General features: G+C 42.8%; 14 protein-coding genes and 1 CRISPR repeat array. Of the genes, 11 read left to right on the top strand and 3 right to left on the bottom strand.

Translation table 11 applies throughout. The annotated features are described in order from the left end of the window. Nucleotides 1-147: 147 nt before the first annotated feature. The 10 genes from BACPLE_RS02825 (at nucleotide 148) to BACPLE_RS02780 (ending at nucleotide 11,663) form a co-directional block, all read left to right on the top strand. Nucleotides 148-744, top strand: coding sequence for an HU family DNA-binding protein (locus tag BACPLE_RS02825; protein WP_007558746.1), 597 nt, complete (start codon nucleotides 148-150; stop codon nucleotides 742-744). A gap of 18 nt (nucleotides 745-762) precedes the next feature. Then, nucleotides 763-2,982, top strand: coding sequence for a CRISPR-associated helicase/endonuclease Cas3 (locus BACPLE_RS02820; protein WP_007558744.1), 2,220 nt, complete (start codon nucleotides 763-765; stop codon nucleotides 2,980-2,982). Nucleotides 2,983-2,991: 9 nt separating this feature from the next. Continuing rightward, nucleotides 2,992-3,663, top strand: coding sequence for a type I-C CRISPR-associated protein Cas5c (gene cas5c, locus BACPLE_RS02815; protein ID WP_007558742.1), 672 nt, complete (start codon nucleotides 2,992-2,994; stop codon nucleotides 3,661-3,663). After that, nucleotides 3,660-5,450: a type I-C CRISPR-associated protein Cas8c/Csd1 gene (gene cas8c / locus BACPLE_RS02810; protein WP_007558740.1), complete on the top strand. Its 1,791-nt coding sequence runs from the start codon at nucleotides 3,660-3,662 to the stop codon at nucleotides 5,448-5,450. Before cas5c ends, cas8c begins: the two co-directional genes overlap by 4 nt. Nucleotides 5,451-5,464: 14 nt before the next feature. Continuing rightward, a complete protein-coding gene (gene cas7c, locus BACPLE_RS02805; RefSeq protein ID WP_007558739.1) occupies nucleotides 5,465-6,337 on the top strand; it encodes a type I-C CRISPR-associated protein Cas7/Csd2 in 873 nt (290 codons plus the stop codon). Between the two features lie 11 nt (nucleotides 6,338-6,348). Continuing rightward, nucleotides 6,349-7,023 (top strand): CRISPR-associated protein Cas4, encoded by a 675-nt coding sequence (cas4, locus tag BACPLE_RS02800; RefSeq protein ID WP_007558737.1) that lies wholly within the window; start codon nucleotides 6,349-6,351, stop codon nucleotides 7,021-7,023. Beyond that, nucleotides 7,007-8,029 carry a type I-C CRISPR-associated endonuclease Cas1c gene (gene cas1c, locus BACPLE_RS02795; protein ID WP_007558735.1) on the top strand — a complete coding sequence of 341 codons (1,023 nt, stop codon included), beginning with the start codon at nucleotides 7,007-7,009 and terminating at the stop codon, nucleotides 8,027-8,029. Before cas4 ends, cas1c begins: the two co-directional genes overlap by 17 nt. 5 nt (nucleotides 8,030-8,034) lie before the next feature. Then, nucleotides 8,035-8,325 (top strand): CRISPR-associated endonuclease Cas2, encoded by a 291-nt coding sequence (gene cas2, locus BACPLE_RS02790; RefSeq protein WP_007558733.1) that lies wholly within the window; start codon nucleotides 8,035-8,037, stop codon nucleotides 8,323-8,325. A 166-nt stretch (nucleotides 8,326-8,491) separates the two neighbouring features. Beyond that, nucleotides 8,492-9,384: direct repeats of the CRISPR family, unit length 32 nt; unit sequence GTCGCACCTCACGTAGGTGCGTGGATTGAAAC. Nucleotides 9,385-9,678: 294 nt separating this feature from the next. Further along, nucleotides 9,679-10,749: an HNH endonuclease domain-containing protein gene (locus BACPLE_RS02785; protein WP_007558732.1), complete on the top strand. Its 1,071-nt coding sequence runs from the start codon at nucleotides 9,679-9,681 to the stop codon at nucleotides 10,747-10,749. Between the two features lie 5 nt (nucleotides 10,750-10,754). Next, complete coding sequence (locus BACPLE_RS02780; protein WP_007558730.1) at nucleotides 10,755-11,663, top strand: HIT family protein; 909 nt, start codon at nucleotides 10,755-10,757, stop codon at nucleotides 11,661-11,663. A 75-nt stretch (nucleotides 11,664-11,738) separates the two neighbouring features. Here BACPLE_RS02780 and BACPLE_RS02775 read toward each other — a convergent pair whose 3' ends face one another. The 3 genes from BACPLE_RS02775 to BACPLE_RS02765 form a co-directional block, all read right to left on the bottom strand. Continuing rightward, on the bottom strand, nucleotides 11,739-12,776 hold the full coding sequence (locus BACPLE_RS02775) for a hypothetical protein (RefSeq protein WP_148374633.1): 1,038 nt from the start codon (nucleotides 12,774-12,776) through the stop codon (nucleotides 11,739-11,741). 138 nt (nucleotides 12,777-12,914) lie between these two features. Beyond that, nucleotides 12,915-13,988 (bottom strand): glycerate kinase family protein, encoded by a 1,074-nt coding sequence (locus BACPLE_RS02770; protein WP_007558728.1) that lies wholly within the window; start codon nucleotides 13,986-13,988, stop codon nucleotides 12,915-12,917. Nucleotides 13,989-14,077: 89 nt separating this feature from the next. Further along, complete coding sequence (locus BACPLE_RS02765) at nucleotides 14,078-14,959, bottom strand: helix-turn-helix domain-containing protein (protein WP_007558727.1); 882 nt, start codon at nucleotides 14,957-14,959, stop codon at nucleotides 14,078-14,080. 184 nt (nucleotides 14,960-15,143) lie between these two features. Between BACPLE_RS02765 and BACPLE_RS02760 the strand changes: the two genes are divergently transcribed. Continuing rightward, nucleotides 15,144-16,169, top strand: a complete 1,026-nt coding sequence (locus BACPLE_RS02760) for an efflux RND transporter periplasmic adaptor subunit (protein WP_148374632.1) — start codon at nucleotides 15,144-15,146, stop codon at nucleotides 16,167-16,169. The last annotated feature ends 13 nt before the right edge of the window (nucleotides 16,170-16,182 follow it).

Here is a 16,182-nt window from a genome sequence, read left to right as displayed (position 1 = left end):
TTTACCTCGACACGTACGTGACGAGGTCTTGACACGTTCGTGCTGATGTCTCGTCACGTTCGTGTCGCGACCTTGACAGCTACGTGTCGAGGTATTTTTGTATAAGCGTTTCGAAAGAAGTATAATTACAATATAACTAAAACGATTATGGCTATAAAATTTGACCTGTTTGAGAATCCGGTAAAGGAGGGAGTTTCTGTACCGAAGTTGCATGCAAAAGTGATTACCAAAGACGTGGTGACCACCCGTGAAATCCGTGAAGCGATACGCAAGAAATGTACCGCCTCTCCAGCCGATGTGGCAGCTGTCATCACAGCCCTGAACGATGAGCTTTATGAGAACCTGAGCAACGGATATGCGGTGCATCTGGAAGGAATCGGCTATTTCAGTCTGAGCCTGAAATGTGCGCCAGACATTAATCCGAAGTATATTAAGGATGATGATGTACAGGTGAGAAGCATCAAGTTTACGCCCGACAAGGATTTGATTGACCGCTTTCAGAGTGTGTATCTGGAGCGCAAGGTAGACGAGGCGCATCATTCTACTAAGCTGGATGAGGAAGAGGTGAAAAAGAAATTAGCGGAGTATTTCAAGACTCACTCTTTCCTGCAACGCCGCGACTTTGAACGGCTCACTGGGTTTAATTCGTCGAAGTCTACGCGGGTGATTCGGGAGCTAATGAAGGAAGGGGTGTTGAAGAATGCGGGGACGAAGTATCAGCCGGTGTATGTGGTAAAGGAGTAGATAAAAATAAGTTTAATTATGATGCAAGAGCCTCAATATATTTCACACCTTAAACGCTTAGATATCGGAGATGCCAACTCGTGGGTCTTTCAGTCTAATGAAGTACATCAACAGGGAGTAGCTTTGCTTACGCAGAAGTTTGCCTCAGCTTTTGGATGTGCCCGCATGGGATATATAATCGGGCAGTTTCATGATATAGGAAAAGAACAAGATTCTTTTCAGTTATATATTCGGAAAGTTTCAGGGTTTAAGCCCGATCTCAAATATGCGGGTAGAACTCCCCATGCATTTATCGGTGCACTTGTAGTACGAAAGCTTTATCCCCATTTGTTCCCACTTTTATCATATCCGATAGCTTCACATCATACTGGTTTATCCGATAGCTATGATTTTAATGCGAAGATGAATGATGATATTCCTTCCGGGGTAAGATTTCCTGTTCCTGATTTTACTGAGAAAGATTTGATACCCACAGGTAAGAGTTTTGGACCTGATGATTTAAATCATTTTATCCGTTTGTTATTTTCATGCTTGGTTGATGCAGATTATCTTGATACTGAGCGATTTTTGAATGAAAATAATTATTTCCAACGTGGTAATGGCGTTCCCTTGACAGGGTTATTGCCCCGATTGGTAACTTATTTAGCAGGATTGTCTGAGAATTCCCCTCAGACAGAATTGAATCAGCTAAGGAGAAAAATACAGCATCTATGTGGCGAAAAGTCAATTAAAGAGCCTGGTTTTTACTCCTTAACTGTGCCGACTGGAGGAGGTAAAACATTGTCATCTTTATTATGGGCTGTAAAACATGCTGTAAAATATGGAAAAGACAGAATTATAATCGTCATTCCATATACTAGTATTATAGTGCAAACAGCAGCAATATTGCGTAAGATTTTTGGTGATGAGAATGTATGTGAACATCACTCATCTTTTGATTTTGAAGAAGTTTGGAAAGATAAGCCGGATAGTTCTCAACTGGAGTTACAGCAACGTCTGGCTTCAGAGAATTGGGATTATCCGATTATTGTGACAACCAATGTTCAATTTTTTGAGTCTTTATTTGGGAATAAACCATCAGTGTGCAGAAAACTTCATAATATTGCAAACAGTGTTGTTATTTTAGATGAAATACAAACTTTACCTCGTGAGTATTTGCAGCCTATTGTAAATGCAATGGATAGTTATCAACGCTTGTTTGGGGTCAGTTTCCTGTTCACTACAGCAAGCCAGCCTATATTATCAGGCAATCATCAAGGAACAAATAATCTAGTTCAATTGTATGGTTTGAAGAAAGTAGAAGAACTTATTCCGAATAATTGGAATTTACATGATAAATTGCGTCGTGTTAATATTCATATTGATGACTTTCGTAGTCTTTATGATGATATCGTTCATCGTCTAACCCAGTATGATAAAGTCTTGTGTATTGTAAATACCCGCAATGATGCATTTGAAATATTTAGCCGTATGCCACAAGAAGGATTGGTCTTTCATTTGTCTCGCAGAATGTGTCCCTTACATATACGACAGACTATAGAACGAATTCGGGAAGCGTTAAATGATACCTCAAATAAGATTATTCGGGTAATATCCACGCAATTAATTGAGGCTGGTGTTGATATAGACTTTCCGGTAGTCTTCCGTCAGGAGGCAGGATTGGATTCCATACTTCAAGCTGCTGGAAGGTGTAACCGTGAAGGACGATTAGGTATTGCAGATACTTATGTCTTCAATCTGGATAAACCTTTGCCGAAGGGTTCTTTAAGTGAGGCGAATGAAGCTCGGAAAAGTATGGGCAAGATTGTCGATTGGTTGTCTCCGCAAGCGATGACAACTTATTTTCGTCAGTTATATTGCCGTTGTAATAGCTTTGATGAGAAAGGAGTAATAGGACTTTTAAGGCAAAATTCGAGAATCAATGAGATGGATTTTGAGCAGGCAGCACAAGCATTTAAACTGATAGAAGAAAGAGGGCGAAATGTAATTGTAAATTATGTGGATAGTTTGGAATTTGTAGCTAAAATCAAGAAAAATGGTTTTTCATACGAGCTTTCAAAAAAGATCGGTAATTTTATGGTCAATATCAATGAACGTGATTTCCAATCCTTATTGAAGCAAGGGTTGCTGGAAGAAGTCATTGAAGGAATATATTTATTACCTGATAGAGAACAATATTCCAGTGAAACAGGGTTAACCACCCATAACCACTGGTTAGATGAAATTTTAATACAATAAATATTATTTATGGAATACTATGATAAGGAGTATGGCTTAGAGGTATGGGGAGATATGGCTTGTTTTACCCGTCCGGAACTGAAGGTAGAACGTGTCAGTTATGATGTGATTACTCCATCGGCAGCTCGCGCTATTTTTGAAGCCATATTTTGGAAACCTGCTATTCGTTGGGAGGTGACTCGGATAGAAGTGCTGAGTCCTATTCAGTGGGCATCTGTAAGAAGAAATGAAGTAGGAGCGGTGGGAAGTATACGTGCGCAACAGATTTATATAGAAGAGAAACGCCAGCAAAGAAATACATTGCTGTTGAAGAATGTACGTTATCGGATTTATGCTAAGTTGGTGTATATACCAGTTAATCAGAGGACAAACGGACAGTTGCGGGATACTAAAGATGAAAATCCGGGTAAGTACCAGGCGATGTTTGAGCGCCGGGCTTCGAAAGGTCAATGTTTTAATCAGCCCTATTTGGGAGTACGTGAGTTTTCTGCTTATTTCCGTTTGTTGGAAGAGGGGGAAACTTTATCTCCTCCATTGGCCCAAGATCGGGATTTAGGTATTATGCTTTATGACATGGATTTTTCGGATCCAGATAATGTAAATGCGATGTTTTTTCGTGCAAAAATGCAGGATGGAGTTATTAATGTTCCACCTAGAAACAGTGAGGAGATTCTGCGATGATATTGAAAGCTTTATATGATTATTATCATCGAAGCCAGGAATTGGCTCGGCCAGGTATGGAATATAGAGAACTGGCTTTCTTGATTGTAATTGATGAACAAGGTAATTTTGTGCGTCTGGAAGATTGCCGGATTGACGATAAGAGCTGTAAATCTTTTCTGCTTCCGAAAGCTGTAAGCCGAAGCAGTAGTCCTGTTGCTAATATCTGTTGGGATAATTGTGCTTATGTATTGAATTATTCAGAGGCCAACTTACCTTTAAGGAACCCACCTGCCGATCCACTGAAATTGGCAGCTAAAGAAGAGGCTTTGAAAAAAGAAAGGGAAAAGAATTGGAAAAATTACACCACTTTCTGTAATAAGGTAGAGGAACTGCATGGGGCTTTGCCAGGGAATATCCCTTTAATGGCATTGCATCTTTTCTATGGTAAGGGGAATGAGATTATTTTGTCTGCTTTACAAAAAGATCCGCTTTGGGGAGAGTTGTGTAAGAATCTTACTCGTAATATTTCTTTTAGAATAAATGGTGCCTTAACTATTATACCTGAGGACAAGGATGTGGTGAACTTCTATTTAGATAGCCTGTCTGTTTGTCATGCTGACAGGCAGACTCATACTTGTCTGATAACAGGTGAAGAAGGGCCTCTTGTGGAATTGACAACTGCCACACCAATCTTGGGTAGTCAGGCAACGGCTAAACTGGTTGCTTTTCAGGTAGGTTCGGGATATGATTCTTATGGTAAAGAAAAAGCGTATAATGCACCTATTTCTCGGGAGGCGGAATTTGCCTATACTACAGCATTAACACATCTGTTAAGAAAAAACTCAAGAAATATGTTCCGGGTTGCTACCAGAACTTATGTGTTTTGGGCGTCTGTAGCTTCCGAGGTTGGACTGGAAGCTGAGTCTTGTTTTTTCTCCTTGATGAATTTACAGGGAAATGAAACGGATAATCCAGATAGAGGAGTCATTCAAGTTGAAAAGGTCTTTAAATCTATTTTTTCGGGTGAAATAAAAACTCAGACGAATGATTGCTTCTTCATTCTGGGTCTGGCACCAAATGCCGCACGACTGGCGGTAGTATATTGGAAAGAGATTCCTATAAAAGATTTTGCGGAAAATATTTTGAGGCATTTTGAGGATATGGAAATTGTGGATTACCGTATGGAGAAGAGGCCTTACAAAGGGGTCTATAGTATGTTGTCCGCAGTGGCTTTAGAGGGAAAAGTGGGTGATGTTCAGCCCAATTTACCGGAAGCTGTCATCAAGAGTATTTTCCAGTATTTACCTTATCCATATTCTCTATATTCGGCCTGTCTCAGGAGAATCCGTGCAGAACAGAAGCTTACACAAACTCGTATCGCGTTGATAAAAGCTTATTTAAATAGACAACCTAATAATTATCATAAACTTACCGTTATGTTAGATAAATCAAATAATAATGTAGGTTATGTTTGTGGTCGTTTGTTTGCCACACTGGAATACTTACAAAAGAAGAGCTATGGAATCGATAGTATTCGTCAGCGTTATTTGAATGCGGCTTCGACTACACCTGCTGCTGTTTTTGGAAACCTGCTGAATTTGTCTGTTCATCACGAGGAAAAGTTGAACAGTCCTTCGATTATTTTCTTTAGAAAGCTGAAGAATGAAATTATTGATTTGCTTTTAGCTGAAGGTTTCCCGACTCATTTGAATATACAGGATCAGGGCCGTTTCTTTGTGGGGTACCATCATCAGATGGCTGAATTCTATAAAGCTAGTGAAAAAAATGAAGATATTGTTGAATAAATAAAATTAAAATCATGGAAGAATTGAATCATAAAATAGATTTTGTGTTGTTGGTTGATGTACAGGATGGTAATCCGAATGGTGACCCAGATGCCGGAAATCTGCCAAGAGTGGATACCGAAACTGGAGAAGGTTTGATGTCGGATGTATGTCTGAAGCGCAAAGTGCGCAATTATGTGCAAATAGCAAAATCCGGAGAAATAGGATATGATATATTCATTAAAGAAAAAGCAATTTTGAATAATCTGATTGATGAATCCTATGAAGATGAATCGGTAAAAGAGAAAGAAAAGAAAGGAAAAAAAGCAGGAGAACAGGTTGATGCTGCCCGTAAGTTTATGTGCGCAAAATATTATGACGTTAGAACATTTGGGGCAGTGATGACCACAGGGAAAAATGCAGGTCAGGTAAGAGGTCCGATTCAACTGACCTTTGCCCGCTCTGTGGAGCCTATTGTCAGTATGGAGCATTCTATCACACGTATAGCGGTGACAACAGATAAGGAAGCAGAAAAGCAGGGCGGTGATAATCATACAATGGGACGGAAATCGACTGTGCCATATGGCTTATACAGATGTCATGGTTTTGTATCTGCAAATTTGGCTAAACAGACAGGTTTTTCTGAAGAAGATTTGAGATTATTTTGGGAAGCATTAAAGAATATGTTTGATTGTGATCGATCCGCTTCACGAGGTTTGATGAGCACACAGAAACTTATTGTATTCCGTCATGACAGTGAACTGGGGAATGCTCCTGCTAACAAGTTGTTTGATTTGGTTACAGTGAAGAAGAAATGTGAAGGAGTTGCCCGTAGCTTTGCGGATTATGAAGTTTCAGTTGATACTTCTAAACTACCGGAACATGTTCATTTGGAAGAAATGATATAAAAAAGCTTATCATGAAATATGATGATGAAAATATGCTCATGTTGTCTGGGATACAGCATTTTATGTTTTGTCCCAGACAGTGGGGGCTAATTCATTTGTCACAGGAATGGGAAGATAACAGCCTTACAACAGAAGGAAAATTATTACATAAGCGAGTAGACGACCCTTTTTATCGACAGAAAAATGGTGATATCATTACATTGCGATCTGTTCATGTTGCGTCACATTCTTTGGGGTTATATGGAATCACGGATGCGATAGAATTGACACCTTCTGATTCTTCTATCAATACGATTCGCCATCCACATTATCCTGGATATTGGAATGTTCTTCCCGTAGAATATAAGCGTGGTAAACAAAAGCCTAACCGCTGTGATGAAGTTCAGTTAGCTGCACAAGTAATGTGCTTGGAAGAAATGTATCAGATACAGTTGGATTATGGAGCCTTGTATTATCATGAGGTTCGTCGTAGGGATGTGATATATGTTAATGAGGAATTAAGAGAGCTTACCAAGAAATGTGCAGACAAGATGCATGATATTTTTTCATCTATGCAGATACCAAAATCTGTTTATAGTCCCCATTGTAAGAGATGTTCACTTTATGACATTTGTTTACCGTTGGTGTGTAAAAAGAGTCAAGTATCAACATATTTAAAAAAATACTTGTATGAAGAAACTACTTAATACTTTATACGTTACGACTCCTGATGCATATTTATCGAAGGATGGACTCAATGTGGTTGTATCTGACCATCACAATGAACTGTTCAGAATCCCAATCTTGAATATTGAGGCTATTGTGACTTTTGGTTATATGGGAGCAAGTCCAGGTTTGATGAAGCTATGTGTAGATAATCAGGTTTCGTTGACATTTCTTACTCCACAGGGAAGATTTATTAGTAGAGTGCAAGGAGCTACTAAAGGAAATGTTTTGCTTCGTACAAGACAATATAATCTTGCTAGTGACAAAGATTTCTCGTTACACTTAAGTAAATTATTTATTGGAGGAAAAATTCAGAATTACCGTAATATTTTACGGCGTTTTCTCCGAGATAACGGCCCAAATGTAGAGATTGAGAATGTAGCTCTACATTTAAATACAGCTAAAAGGCGACTTTTTGACGCAAGTAATCCTGACGAGTTAAGAGGAATTGAAGGGGAAGCAGCTAATGCTTATTTTTCTGTTTTTTCTCAATTGATTTTACAGCAACGAGGAAAATTTCCGTTTCATGGTAGGAACAGACATCCTCCCAAAGATGCGGTAAATGCGATGCTATCCTTTGTTTATACATTAATAGCCAATGATATGGCATCCGCCTTAGAGTCTGTGGGCTTAGATCCTTATGTGGGTTTTCTTCATGTACTTCGTCCAGGTAGGGTGTCTTTATCACTTGATATGATGGAAGAGTTGAGAGCTTACTTAGGTGATAGATTGGTTTTATCTTTAATCAATAGGAAGCAGGTTACAGAGAAGGACTTTTTTAGCCAAGGGGATGAAAGTATTTTAATGACTGATAGTTGCCGGAAAATCTTAATTTCATCTTGGCAAAGTAGAAAGAAGGAATTAATAACTCATCCTTATTTAGGTGAAAAAATTCCTATTGGCTTGTTACCTTATTCTCAGGCAATGCTTATGGCTCGTTATATTCGAGGTGAAATAGATGATTATCCTGTATTTTTAATTCAATAAGAGTTATGATGGTTTTGATAACATACGATGTGAATACCCTTTCTAATTCTGGAAAGAAAAGATTACGTAATGTAGCAAATGCTTGTAAGGATTATGGACAAAGAGTGCAGAATTCTGTTTTTGAGTGTTCTCTTACTGAGTCACAGTTTCTGATACTGAGAGCTAGGCTAGAATCCATTATTAATATTGAATTAGATAGTATTAGATTTTATTTTCTAGGTAAAAACTGGGAGAGAAGGATTGAAAAGATAGGAAAAATAACGTCTTTTGATATTTCTGGTGATTTAATAATTTGAATGCGAACCTAAAGTGATGCATAAAAGCTGGTTGGTTCGCATGCATTGATTTCTAGATGTTTAGATTTATTTTTTCTTTTTGAAAAGTTTTAAAAAATGTAGTATGTTATGGGTTCTCAGAGAGCCCTTTTTATATGACTGAATATAAGACGATTAAGAGTTTACTGTCGCACCTCACGTAGGTGCGTGGATTGAAACCAAAGCATCCGCTTCGTGAGCCTGGAGATAGACGTCGCACCTCACGTAGGTGCGTGGATTGAAACTATGTCAAGGATAAATATCTCTATATAGCCACAAGTCGCACCTCACGTAGGTGCGTGGATTGAAACACGATGAACTGATGAAGTATCGTGACCTGTGCGAGTCGCACCTCACGTAGGTGCGTGGATTGAAACGTCGAAGCGGCCGACATGATTAATGTTGCCTTGGGTCGCACCTCACGTAGGTGCGTGGATTGAAACATCATGCGTCATACCTTGTAATTCCTCATTTGTGTCGCACCTCACGTAGGTGCGTGGATTGAAACCACGATTCCATCACCGTCCAAATCAGGCGATGTGTCAGTCGCACCTCACGTAGGTGCGTGGATTGAAACAGGATAACATCGGATGAATCCGTATTGAAAAATACGTCGCACCTCACGTAGGTGCGTGGATTGAAACTTTCGGTGAATGAGTCTCACATGACCAAAAAGTTGTCGCACCTCACGTAGGTGCGTGGATTGAAACACAGGAAGTGGAAGAAAAAATACCCGAAATGGAGGTCGCACCTTACGTAGGTGCGTGGATTGAAACAGGGGCATCGAAGAATAATAAGAAATGATAATGCGTCGCACCTCACGTAGGTGCGTGGATTGAAACTGGTCGCTGAAGGTTGCTCAGAGCGAGAATCCTTAGTCGCACCTCACGTAGGTGCGTGGATTGAAACATGCAGAACAGCCTTAAAAGCATGATTGATACCGCGTTGCACCTCACGTAGGTGCGTGGATTGAAACGTAAAGCTGCACTGGACACATTCAACCAGTTGGGTCGCACCTCACGTAGGTGCGTGGATTGAAACCAGAACGAAAGTTCTATGGCTTGAAGATGAAGGAGGTCGCACCTCACGTAGGTGTGTGGTATTGACTGAAGTTAAAGTAATACATGTTCATAGTTGCATTTTAAGTAGTGTGCAGATTAAAGCTAAGATAACCACCGTATATATCTATGCGGGTTATCAGTACGACGAAAAAGACTGAAATATATTTGGTGCGCATAACATATGAAAACTCTATAGTTCTATATATTATGAAAGTTGATGAAAAAATTTATCTTTGTATTTGCAAATTTCTATTAGATATTAATCTTTAATTTTATGCAAATACCACAATCACAAATACTTACCACCCGATACCTTAATAGAGTATTTGATAAGACTGTAGCGACTTATAAATATTATTGGTTTCTGGGCATACTTGATTTATATGTAAAACAAGGGAAAACAAGGATGAATGTCTGGGAAATTATGGTAACAATGGTTGCGAATGCTTGGTATCCTGTTAATTATTTCCGGCTTTCGTTCGGTAAATCGGAATCACTTTATGATGCTATTCTAACTTTACAGAAGGAAAACAATATTCCTATCAATTTGGGAGTAAAGGAACTGACAGATTTGTTACAGAAACTTATCCAGCAGTTTGACATACGGAAACAGTTGAATTTCCTTCAAAAGAATGTACCTTTCCGGTTTCTACGACCGTGGATTGATACTTCGGATGACCGAGAAATGGTAGCTCGTTCTCAGGCATTTGAAAATGGATGCCTTTACAAATTAGAGAAGACAGATGGCTCACTATGGATAGAATTGAATCCGGTTTGGTTGACATATCTGAAAGAAAATTATGATATTCTAAGTGCTTTTGCATATTGGGGACTGACTAATTTTCTTCAAGTTAGGAATCCTAATGTACCCAATATACCGAATAAATTGGTAAAAAGAGAAGAGAGAAATTCCTTGTCGAATCAGCATGAGTTCTGGAATGTGGTAATAAACCAAGGTATGGAAGTGAGATGTCTTTATACAAGTAAGCACCTGGAAATACGTAAGTATGATTTGGATCATTTTATACCGTGGAGTTTTGTATCTCATGATTTGCTTTGGAATTTGATGCCATCAGACCCAAGTATCAATAGCTCGAAAAGTAATAAATTGCCTGATTTGGAATTGTATCTTCCCAAATTGGCCGAAGCACATCAAGAGGCTTTGAGAATTTATCTGAAAACAGGGAGACAAAATAAGTTACTTGAAGATTATCTTTCTTTAGGATACACTGTGCAAGATATTGTGCATATGGATAAGGAACATTTATTAGATTGTTTCTTTCAGACCTTTACTCCAATGCACCAAATAGCCTTGAACATGGGATTTGAAACCTGGAAATACTAAATATTATGGAACCTGAAAAGATAAACCATCCTTACCTCACCGCCATCAAGCGTACGAGTCTTTCTGTACCCACCCGTTACCTGCTTCAACATAATCTGTTGAAAGGACGTATTCTGGACTTTGGGTGTGGGTATGGCTTTGACACAGACGAGTTGAAACGTCAGGGGTATGACATCACGGGGTACGACTATTATTATCGTTCTGAGTATCCAGACGGGAAGTTTGATACCATTCTGTGCAACTATGTGCTGAATGTCCTGGAACCATACGCACAGGCGGAAGTGATGATGAATGTCACGAACCTTCTTGCTCCTACGGGAACGGCCTTTTTTGCCGTCCGTCGTGACCTGACGGAAGAAGGATTCAGGTTGCATGCCATTCATCGCCAGTACACCTATCAGTGTAATGTGCGACTGCCTTTCCAGAGTTTGGAACGTAATTCGAGCTATGAACTTTATCAGTATCAGCATTTCAATAAGTTGCCCCGGAAGGAAGGGGAGGTTTGTCCTTTCTGCCGTCTGTCGCGAAGAGTGGAAATTATTTGTGAGACGGCTACTTGTGTGGCGTTCTATGACGGTTATCCGGTATCGCCAGGTCATGCACTGATTATCCCCAAGCGGCATGTGGCTTCTTACTTCGACCTGACTAATCACGAACGGGAGGCCATGAATGTGGTGCTTCAGTACGTGAAGCAGAAGGTAGACGAGCGATACCATCCTGACGGATACAATGTGGGTATTAATGTGAACGAGGCGGCTGGACAGTCGGTCTTTCACGTACATATGCACTTGATTCCGCGCTACAAGGGCGATGTGCCTAATCCGAAAGGTGGGGTAAGAGGTGTGATTCCGTCAAAACAGAGTTATGATGCCAACGAGAAGCTTTCTTCGCCTGCTCAGCTGGAGAGTAAATAGTTTGGGGATTTTTTCTGGAATCTGTTATTGGGAGACCAATGGGACTTGCGCAATCGTTATCTTCATATTCGCGTATCAGAACTCTTTCGTTTCTTGCGTTTGTTGCAGAATCGTTTTTCCGTTGTGCTGCACTTTCAGGGTGGCTTTATCACCCATAGTCACCACATAGCGGTAGCTGCCTTTTGAGAAGAGGAAGGTGTTGTCCTTTTCTACATAGCTGCCGGTAAGCACCAGTTCGGGAGTATCTGACATCTGCTGTGTGCTTTTCCAGGAAGCGTATCGCATGGTTTCTTCGTCCAGCTTGTCGATGCGGATGATGTAATCTTTCGTTCTGAAAAATAGTTCCAGACGCTGGTAGTGATGCAACTGGGGATGCAGCCAGAAAGGAGCTCCGGTTTTCTGATAGACGAAGTCTGTGCCATTGAAATGGTAGATGTCGTATCGGTCGGTAATGCTGCTCATGCTGTCTGTAGTGGCCACATACAGGTTTTGTGCTTTTGGGTCGAATTGGAAGAGCCAGTTCCATCCTTCGCCCAGATTCGCAAGGAAGTACCAGTCGGCTGCGGTGTGTTCCAAACCTACGGTGTCTGTACGCTTACCGTGGCGTACGAAGCAAGGGGCGCTGACGAGATTTCCGTCTTTTATCCGCATGGCTACCAAGGAATTGGTGGAATAGTTACCGGATATTCTGAAATAATCGTCGGCGATGTACAGTTTGCTGCCGTCTGTACAAGGATAGGTATAGATGGTGTCGATGTAGCTGCCGTAGTCCATTTCATCGTGCTCGCCGTTAGGGTGTAGCTGCATGTCGAGCGACTGGTGGACAGCTTTTATTTCCGTTCCGCTTCTGTACTGGATGAGGTTACCCCAGCAGATCATGGTTCCGCCTTCGCCCGTATTCCATGAATAGATGCGCAGGCATTTGTCGGCTGAAGTGGCGATGGTGACGTATTCCTTTTCGATACTTCGGGTGAAAGGATAGGAGAAGGTGGCAGTATCAGAAAGTACCCAGTTGACCAGGCCTTCATGGGAGGGTCCGAAAGAAATTTCCAGGGCTTCCTCTTCTGATTTTGCCTGGGAATCCTCGAGCATTTTGAGCTCTTTCTTTTCCATTTCTTTCATTTTTTCCGTCTGAGCTGTACGGGATGGCTTGCATGCAGAGATTGTTACAAAGGAAAACAGCGACAGATATAGTAATGAATAAGCTTTCATGTTTTTACGGGTTGGGTGTGTATTTGGGGGATAAAGATACTACTTTTTCAGCTGATTCCATACGGTTTCTATCCACCGGCGGATATTCTCCCGGGCGACTTCCGGACGGATGGCTTCTGCAAGAGGCATATCGTCGGGCGTAAGGCTGTCTACCCGACTGAATCCGGCATTCAGCAAGGATTCGGCATCGCTGGCTTTTCCGGCTACTAGCCAGACAGGGACATGCTGTGCCTGTGCCCGTCGCATCACCCGTTCGGGAAGCTTGCCCATGAGTGTCTGACGGTCGGCATGTCCTTCGCCGGTAATGACGAGGTCGGTATGTGTCAGGAGGGTGTCGAATTCGCAGAGGTCGAGCAGGAGGTCGGCACCCGATTGGGTGGTGGCCTGAAGGTATTGCAGGAAGGCGTATCCCAGTCCGCCGGCAGCTCCGGCACCAGGCTGGAAGGATGCGTCTCTGCCCATGCGTTGGGCAGATTCTTTGGCAAACTGACGGGCGCGTCGGTCCAGTTCTTCCACCATCGCGGGAGTGGCTCCTTTCTGTGGGGCAAAGATGCGGGCGGCGCCTTCGGGTCCGTAGAGCGGATTGCGTACATCGCTGGCCAGAATGAAGTGGCAGTCGGACAGGGAATCGTTCAACACGTCTTCTATCGTGCCGCCGGGAGTCAGGGAATCGGTGAGGCCCTGAAGCATGCCTTTTCCGGCATCGCTCGTACCGCTTCCGCCCAGTCCGATGAGGAAGCGCCGGCATCCGTGCCGTACGGCGTGTGCCACGAGTTCGCCTACGCCGTAGGTGGTGGCCACTAACGGATTGCGTTCCTCGGCAGACAGGTACGTCAGTCCGCAGGCTTGCGCAGTTTCAATGACGGCGGTTCCATCGGGAGCAATGCCGTAGCAAGCGGTGACGGGACGCATCAGCGGGTCGTGTACTTTCGCTTGGAGAAGTTGCCCGTGGAGGGCGGTGATAAAGGCCGGAAGCATCCCTTCGCCTCCGTCGGACATGGGGAGGGAACGGACTTCTGCCCCGCGGGCGGTGAGGGCCTGCGAGAAGGCGGCTTCCACTTCTTCGGAAGAAAGGCAGCCTTTAAAGGAATCGATGGCGAGCAAGATTTGCATGAGTGTGGTGTTATGGATTAATTGTGCAGGCAAAGTTACAGGTTTTGTGTAGAAAAGCCATGAAGGGAGTACGACAAATTGGCCGTTGGTCAGGAGGTGCGGTATTGTTTGGGCGACAGGCCTGTGATGCGCTTGAAGTATTTCCCGAAGAAGGTTTGTGTAGGGAAATTCAGTTTGTAGGCAATTTCCTGAATCGTCAGGTCGGTGTGCTTGAGCATGGTTTTGGCTTCAAGGATGACAGATTCTTCAATCCATTCGGTAGCCGTCCGTCCGCTGTATTCTTTCACCCTGGAGGAAAGGTAATTGGGGGTGAAGTTCAGTCTTCGGGCAAAGAATGACAAGGAGTGTTCCGTACCATGGAAGAGGTTTAGTTCCTTGATGAAGTCTTCGAAAACCGTTTCGCAGCGTTCCGGTACTTTTCTTACGTATTCTTTTTCTTTTAGCTTTCTGACCAGAATGTCGTATACCTTGTATAGAAAGGAGGTGGTCAGTCCGATGGTCATGTTGTCCTTATAGCCGGTTTCCGACTGGAGGATGCTTTCCATCAGGTAGTAGTATTTCTCCAGTATATGGATGTCGGCATATTGCAGGCTGAATACCGGCACGGTCTTGGCGGCCATGTAGAGGTTGATAAGGTCCTTGGTCTCGATGTGCAGCTTCTGTATGAATGCAGACGAGATGATGAAGGGGTAGATAATCAGGTTTTCGCAGGAGTTGATTTGAATGATGTTTTCCGGTACATGGAGTGCCATGGTTCCGCTTTCAAGGGTATATTTCTTGAGATTCACCTGGACTTCTGCCTTCCCGCTGACGCAGAAGATGGCGGCAAAGGCATCCATCCGGCTCGGATGCTTGAACAGTGTGTCATCAAACCCCAGGTTGGCCGACAACAGTATGTCTGATTTCAGCCTGTTCTGCACAAACTGTCTGTTATCCAGTTGCTGGATGGATATGGATTCTATCTTTTTCATCTTTATCTGTTTTGAGAGCAAAAATATTTTATAAAATCTCACGGTGCAACTTTATTGATTAATAAGAACAATTCCATCTTTAAATTGACCTTTTTCTATGATGGCTGATAGCCGATATTTGCAAACGAAAATCATAGACAGTCTATCGAATCAGTATTATCAGTAACTTTTAATAATGAAGTATATGAACAGTAAGTTTTTTGTTACATGTCTGGCTATGCCCATCATTGTGGCCGGATGTCAGGATGAATCACACGACGATTCTGCGCAAGAAAAAACAATAAAGGTCAAGACGTTACAAGTGTCGTCCCGTACGCTGGCGGCTGAAAAGCGATATTCTGGCACGGTGGAGGAATCCAGCGGCAGTTCTTTAAGTTTCTCCGTACCGGGGACGGTGAGCAAGGTGTATGTGAAAACGGGCGACCACGTGGTGAAGGGACAGCCTATCGCCTCTATCGATGCCACGACACTGACCAGCAGCTATCATGCGGCAAAGGCATCGTTGGACCAGGCACAGGATGCATACGACAGGTTGAAGGTGCTGTACGAGGAGAAAAGTCTGCCGGAAATTAAATGGGTGGACATGCAGAGCAAGCTTCAGCAGGCAAAGGCGATGGAAGAGGTGGCCCGGAAAAACCTGAAGGACTGCCAGCTGAAGGCACCGTTTGAGGGGGTGATTGCCGGGAAAAAAGTGGAAATAGGACAAAATGTGGCGCCGGGTGTGCCGGTGGTGGATCTTGTTTCCATGCAGCAGGTCAAGATAAAGGTGTCTGTGCCGGAAGGGGATATAGCCGACATTCAGGTTGGGGATGAGGCGCTGGTATGCATTCCTGCCGCAGAAAATCTGTGTCTTGAAGGCCGGGTCATGGAAAAGGGCATTGTGGCTAATCCGCTGTCGCGTTCGTACGAGGTAAAGATAGCGGTAGAAAACCGGAATCATGTGCTGTTGCCCGGCATGGTGACAGACGTATGCGTGATGAGCAACCGGGAGAAATCGGCCATTCTGCTTCCTTCGCACATTGTGCAGATAGACGAGCAGAATCAGACGTTTGTGTGGGTGAATCAGAATGGAAGGGCCAGCAAGCGGATAATCACCTGTGGCGAATATACGTCGGGCGGAGTCGTGGTGGAATCCGGTATCGGAAGTGGAGATGAAATCATTATCTCCGGACAGCATAAAGTGTGTGAAGGTTCTGCCGTTTCATTGTAAAACCTTAATATGT

The sequence above is a fragment of the Phocaeicola plebeius DSM 17135 genome, from assembly GCF_000187895.1.
In the GTDB taxonomy this organism is placed as follows: Bacteria; Bacteroidota; Bacteroidia; order Bacteroidales; family Bacteroidaceae; genus Phocaeicola; species Phocaeicola plebeius.
This window is presented reverse-complemented; position numbering and strand designations above follow the sequence as displayed.

Coding starts and splice junctions, on each gene's coding strand:
- BACPLE_RS02780 (WP_007558730.1), top strand. CDS start 10,755: ATGGAACCTGAAAAGATAAACCATCCTTACCTCACCGCCATCAAGCGT.
- cas5c (WP_007558742.1), top strand. CDS start 2,992: ATGGAATACTATGATAAGGAGTATGGCTTAGAGGTATGGGGAGATATG.
- cas8c (WP_007558740.1), top strand. CDS start 3,660: ATGATATTGAAAGCTTTATATGATTATTATCATCGAAGCCAGGAATTG.
- BACPLE_RS02825 (WP_007558746.1), top strand. CDS start 148: ATGGCTATAAAATTTGACCTGTTTGAGAATCCGGTAAAGGAGGGAGTT.
- BACPLE_RS02820 (WP_007558744.1), top strand. CDS start 763: ATGATGCAAGAGCCTCAATATATTTCACACCTTAAACGCTTAGATATC.
- BACPLE_RS02775 (WP_148374633.1), bottom strand. CDS start 12,776: ATGGAAAAGAAAGAGCTCAAAATGCTCGAGGATTCCCAGGCAAAATCA.
- BACPLE_RS02765 (WP_007558727.1), bottom strand. CDS start 14,959: ATGAAAAAGATAGAATCCATATCCATCCAGCAACTGGATAACAGACAG.
- cas1c (WP_007558735.1), top strand. CDS start 7,007: ATGAAGAAACTACTTAATACTTTATACGTTACGACTCCTGATGCATAT.
- cas4 (WP_007558737.1), top strand. CDS start 6,349: ATGAAATATGATGATGAAAATATGCTCATGTTGTCTGGGATACAGCAT.
- cas7c (WP_007558739.1), top strand. CDS start 5,465: ATGGAAGAATTGAATCATAAAATAGATTTTGTGTTGTTGGTTGATGTA.
- BACPLE_RS02770 (WP_007558728.1), bottom strand. CDS start 13,988: ATGCAAATCTTGCTCGCCATCGATTCCTTTAAAGGCTGCCTTTCTTCC.
- BACPLE_RS02785 (WP_007558732.1), top strand. CDS start 9,679: ATGCAAATACCACAATCACAAATACTTACCACCCGATACCTTAATAGA.
- BACPLE_RS02760 (WP_148374632.1), top strand. CDS start 15,144: ATGAACAGTAAGTTTTTTGTTACATGTCTGGCTATGCCCATCATTGTG.
- cas2 (WP_007558733.1), top strand. CDS start 8,035: ATGATGGTTTTGATAACATACGATGTGAATACCCTTTCTAATTCTGGA.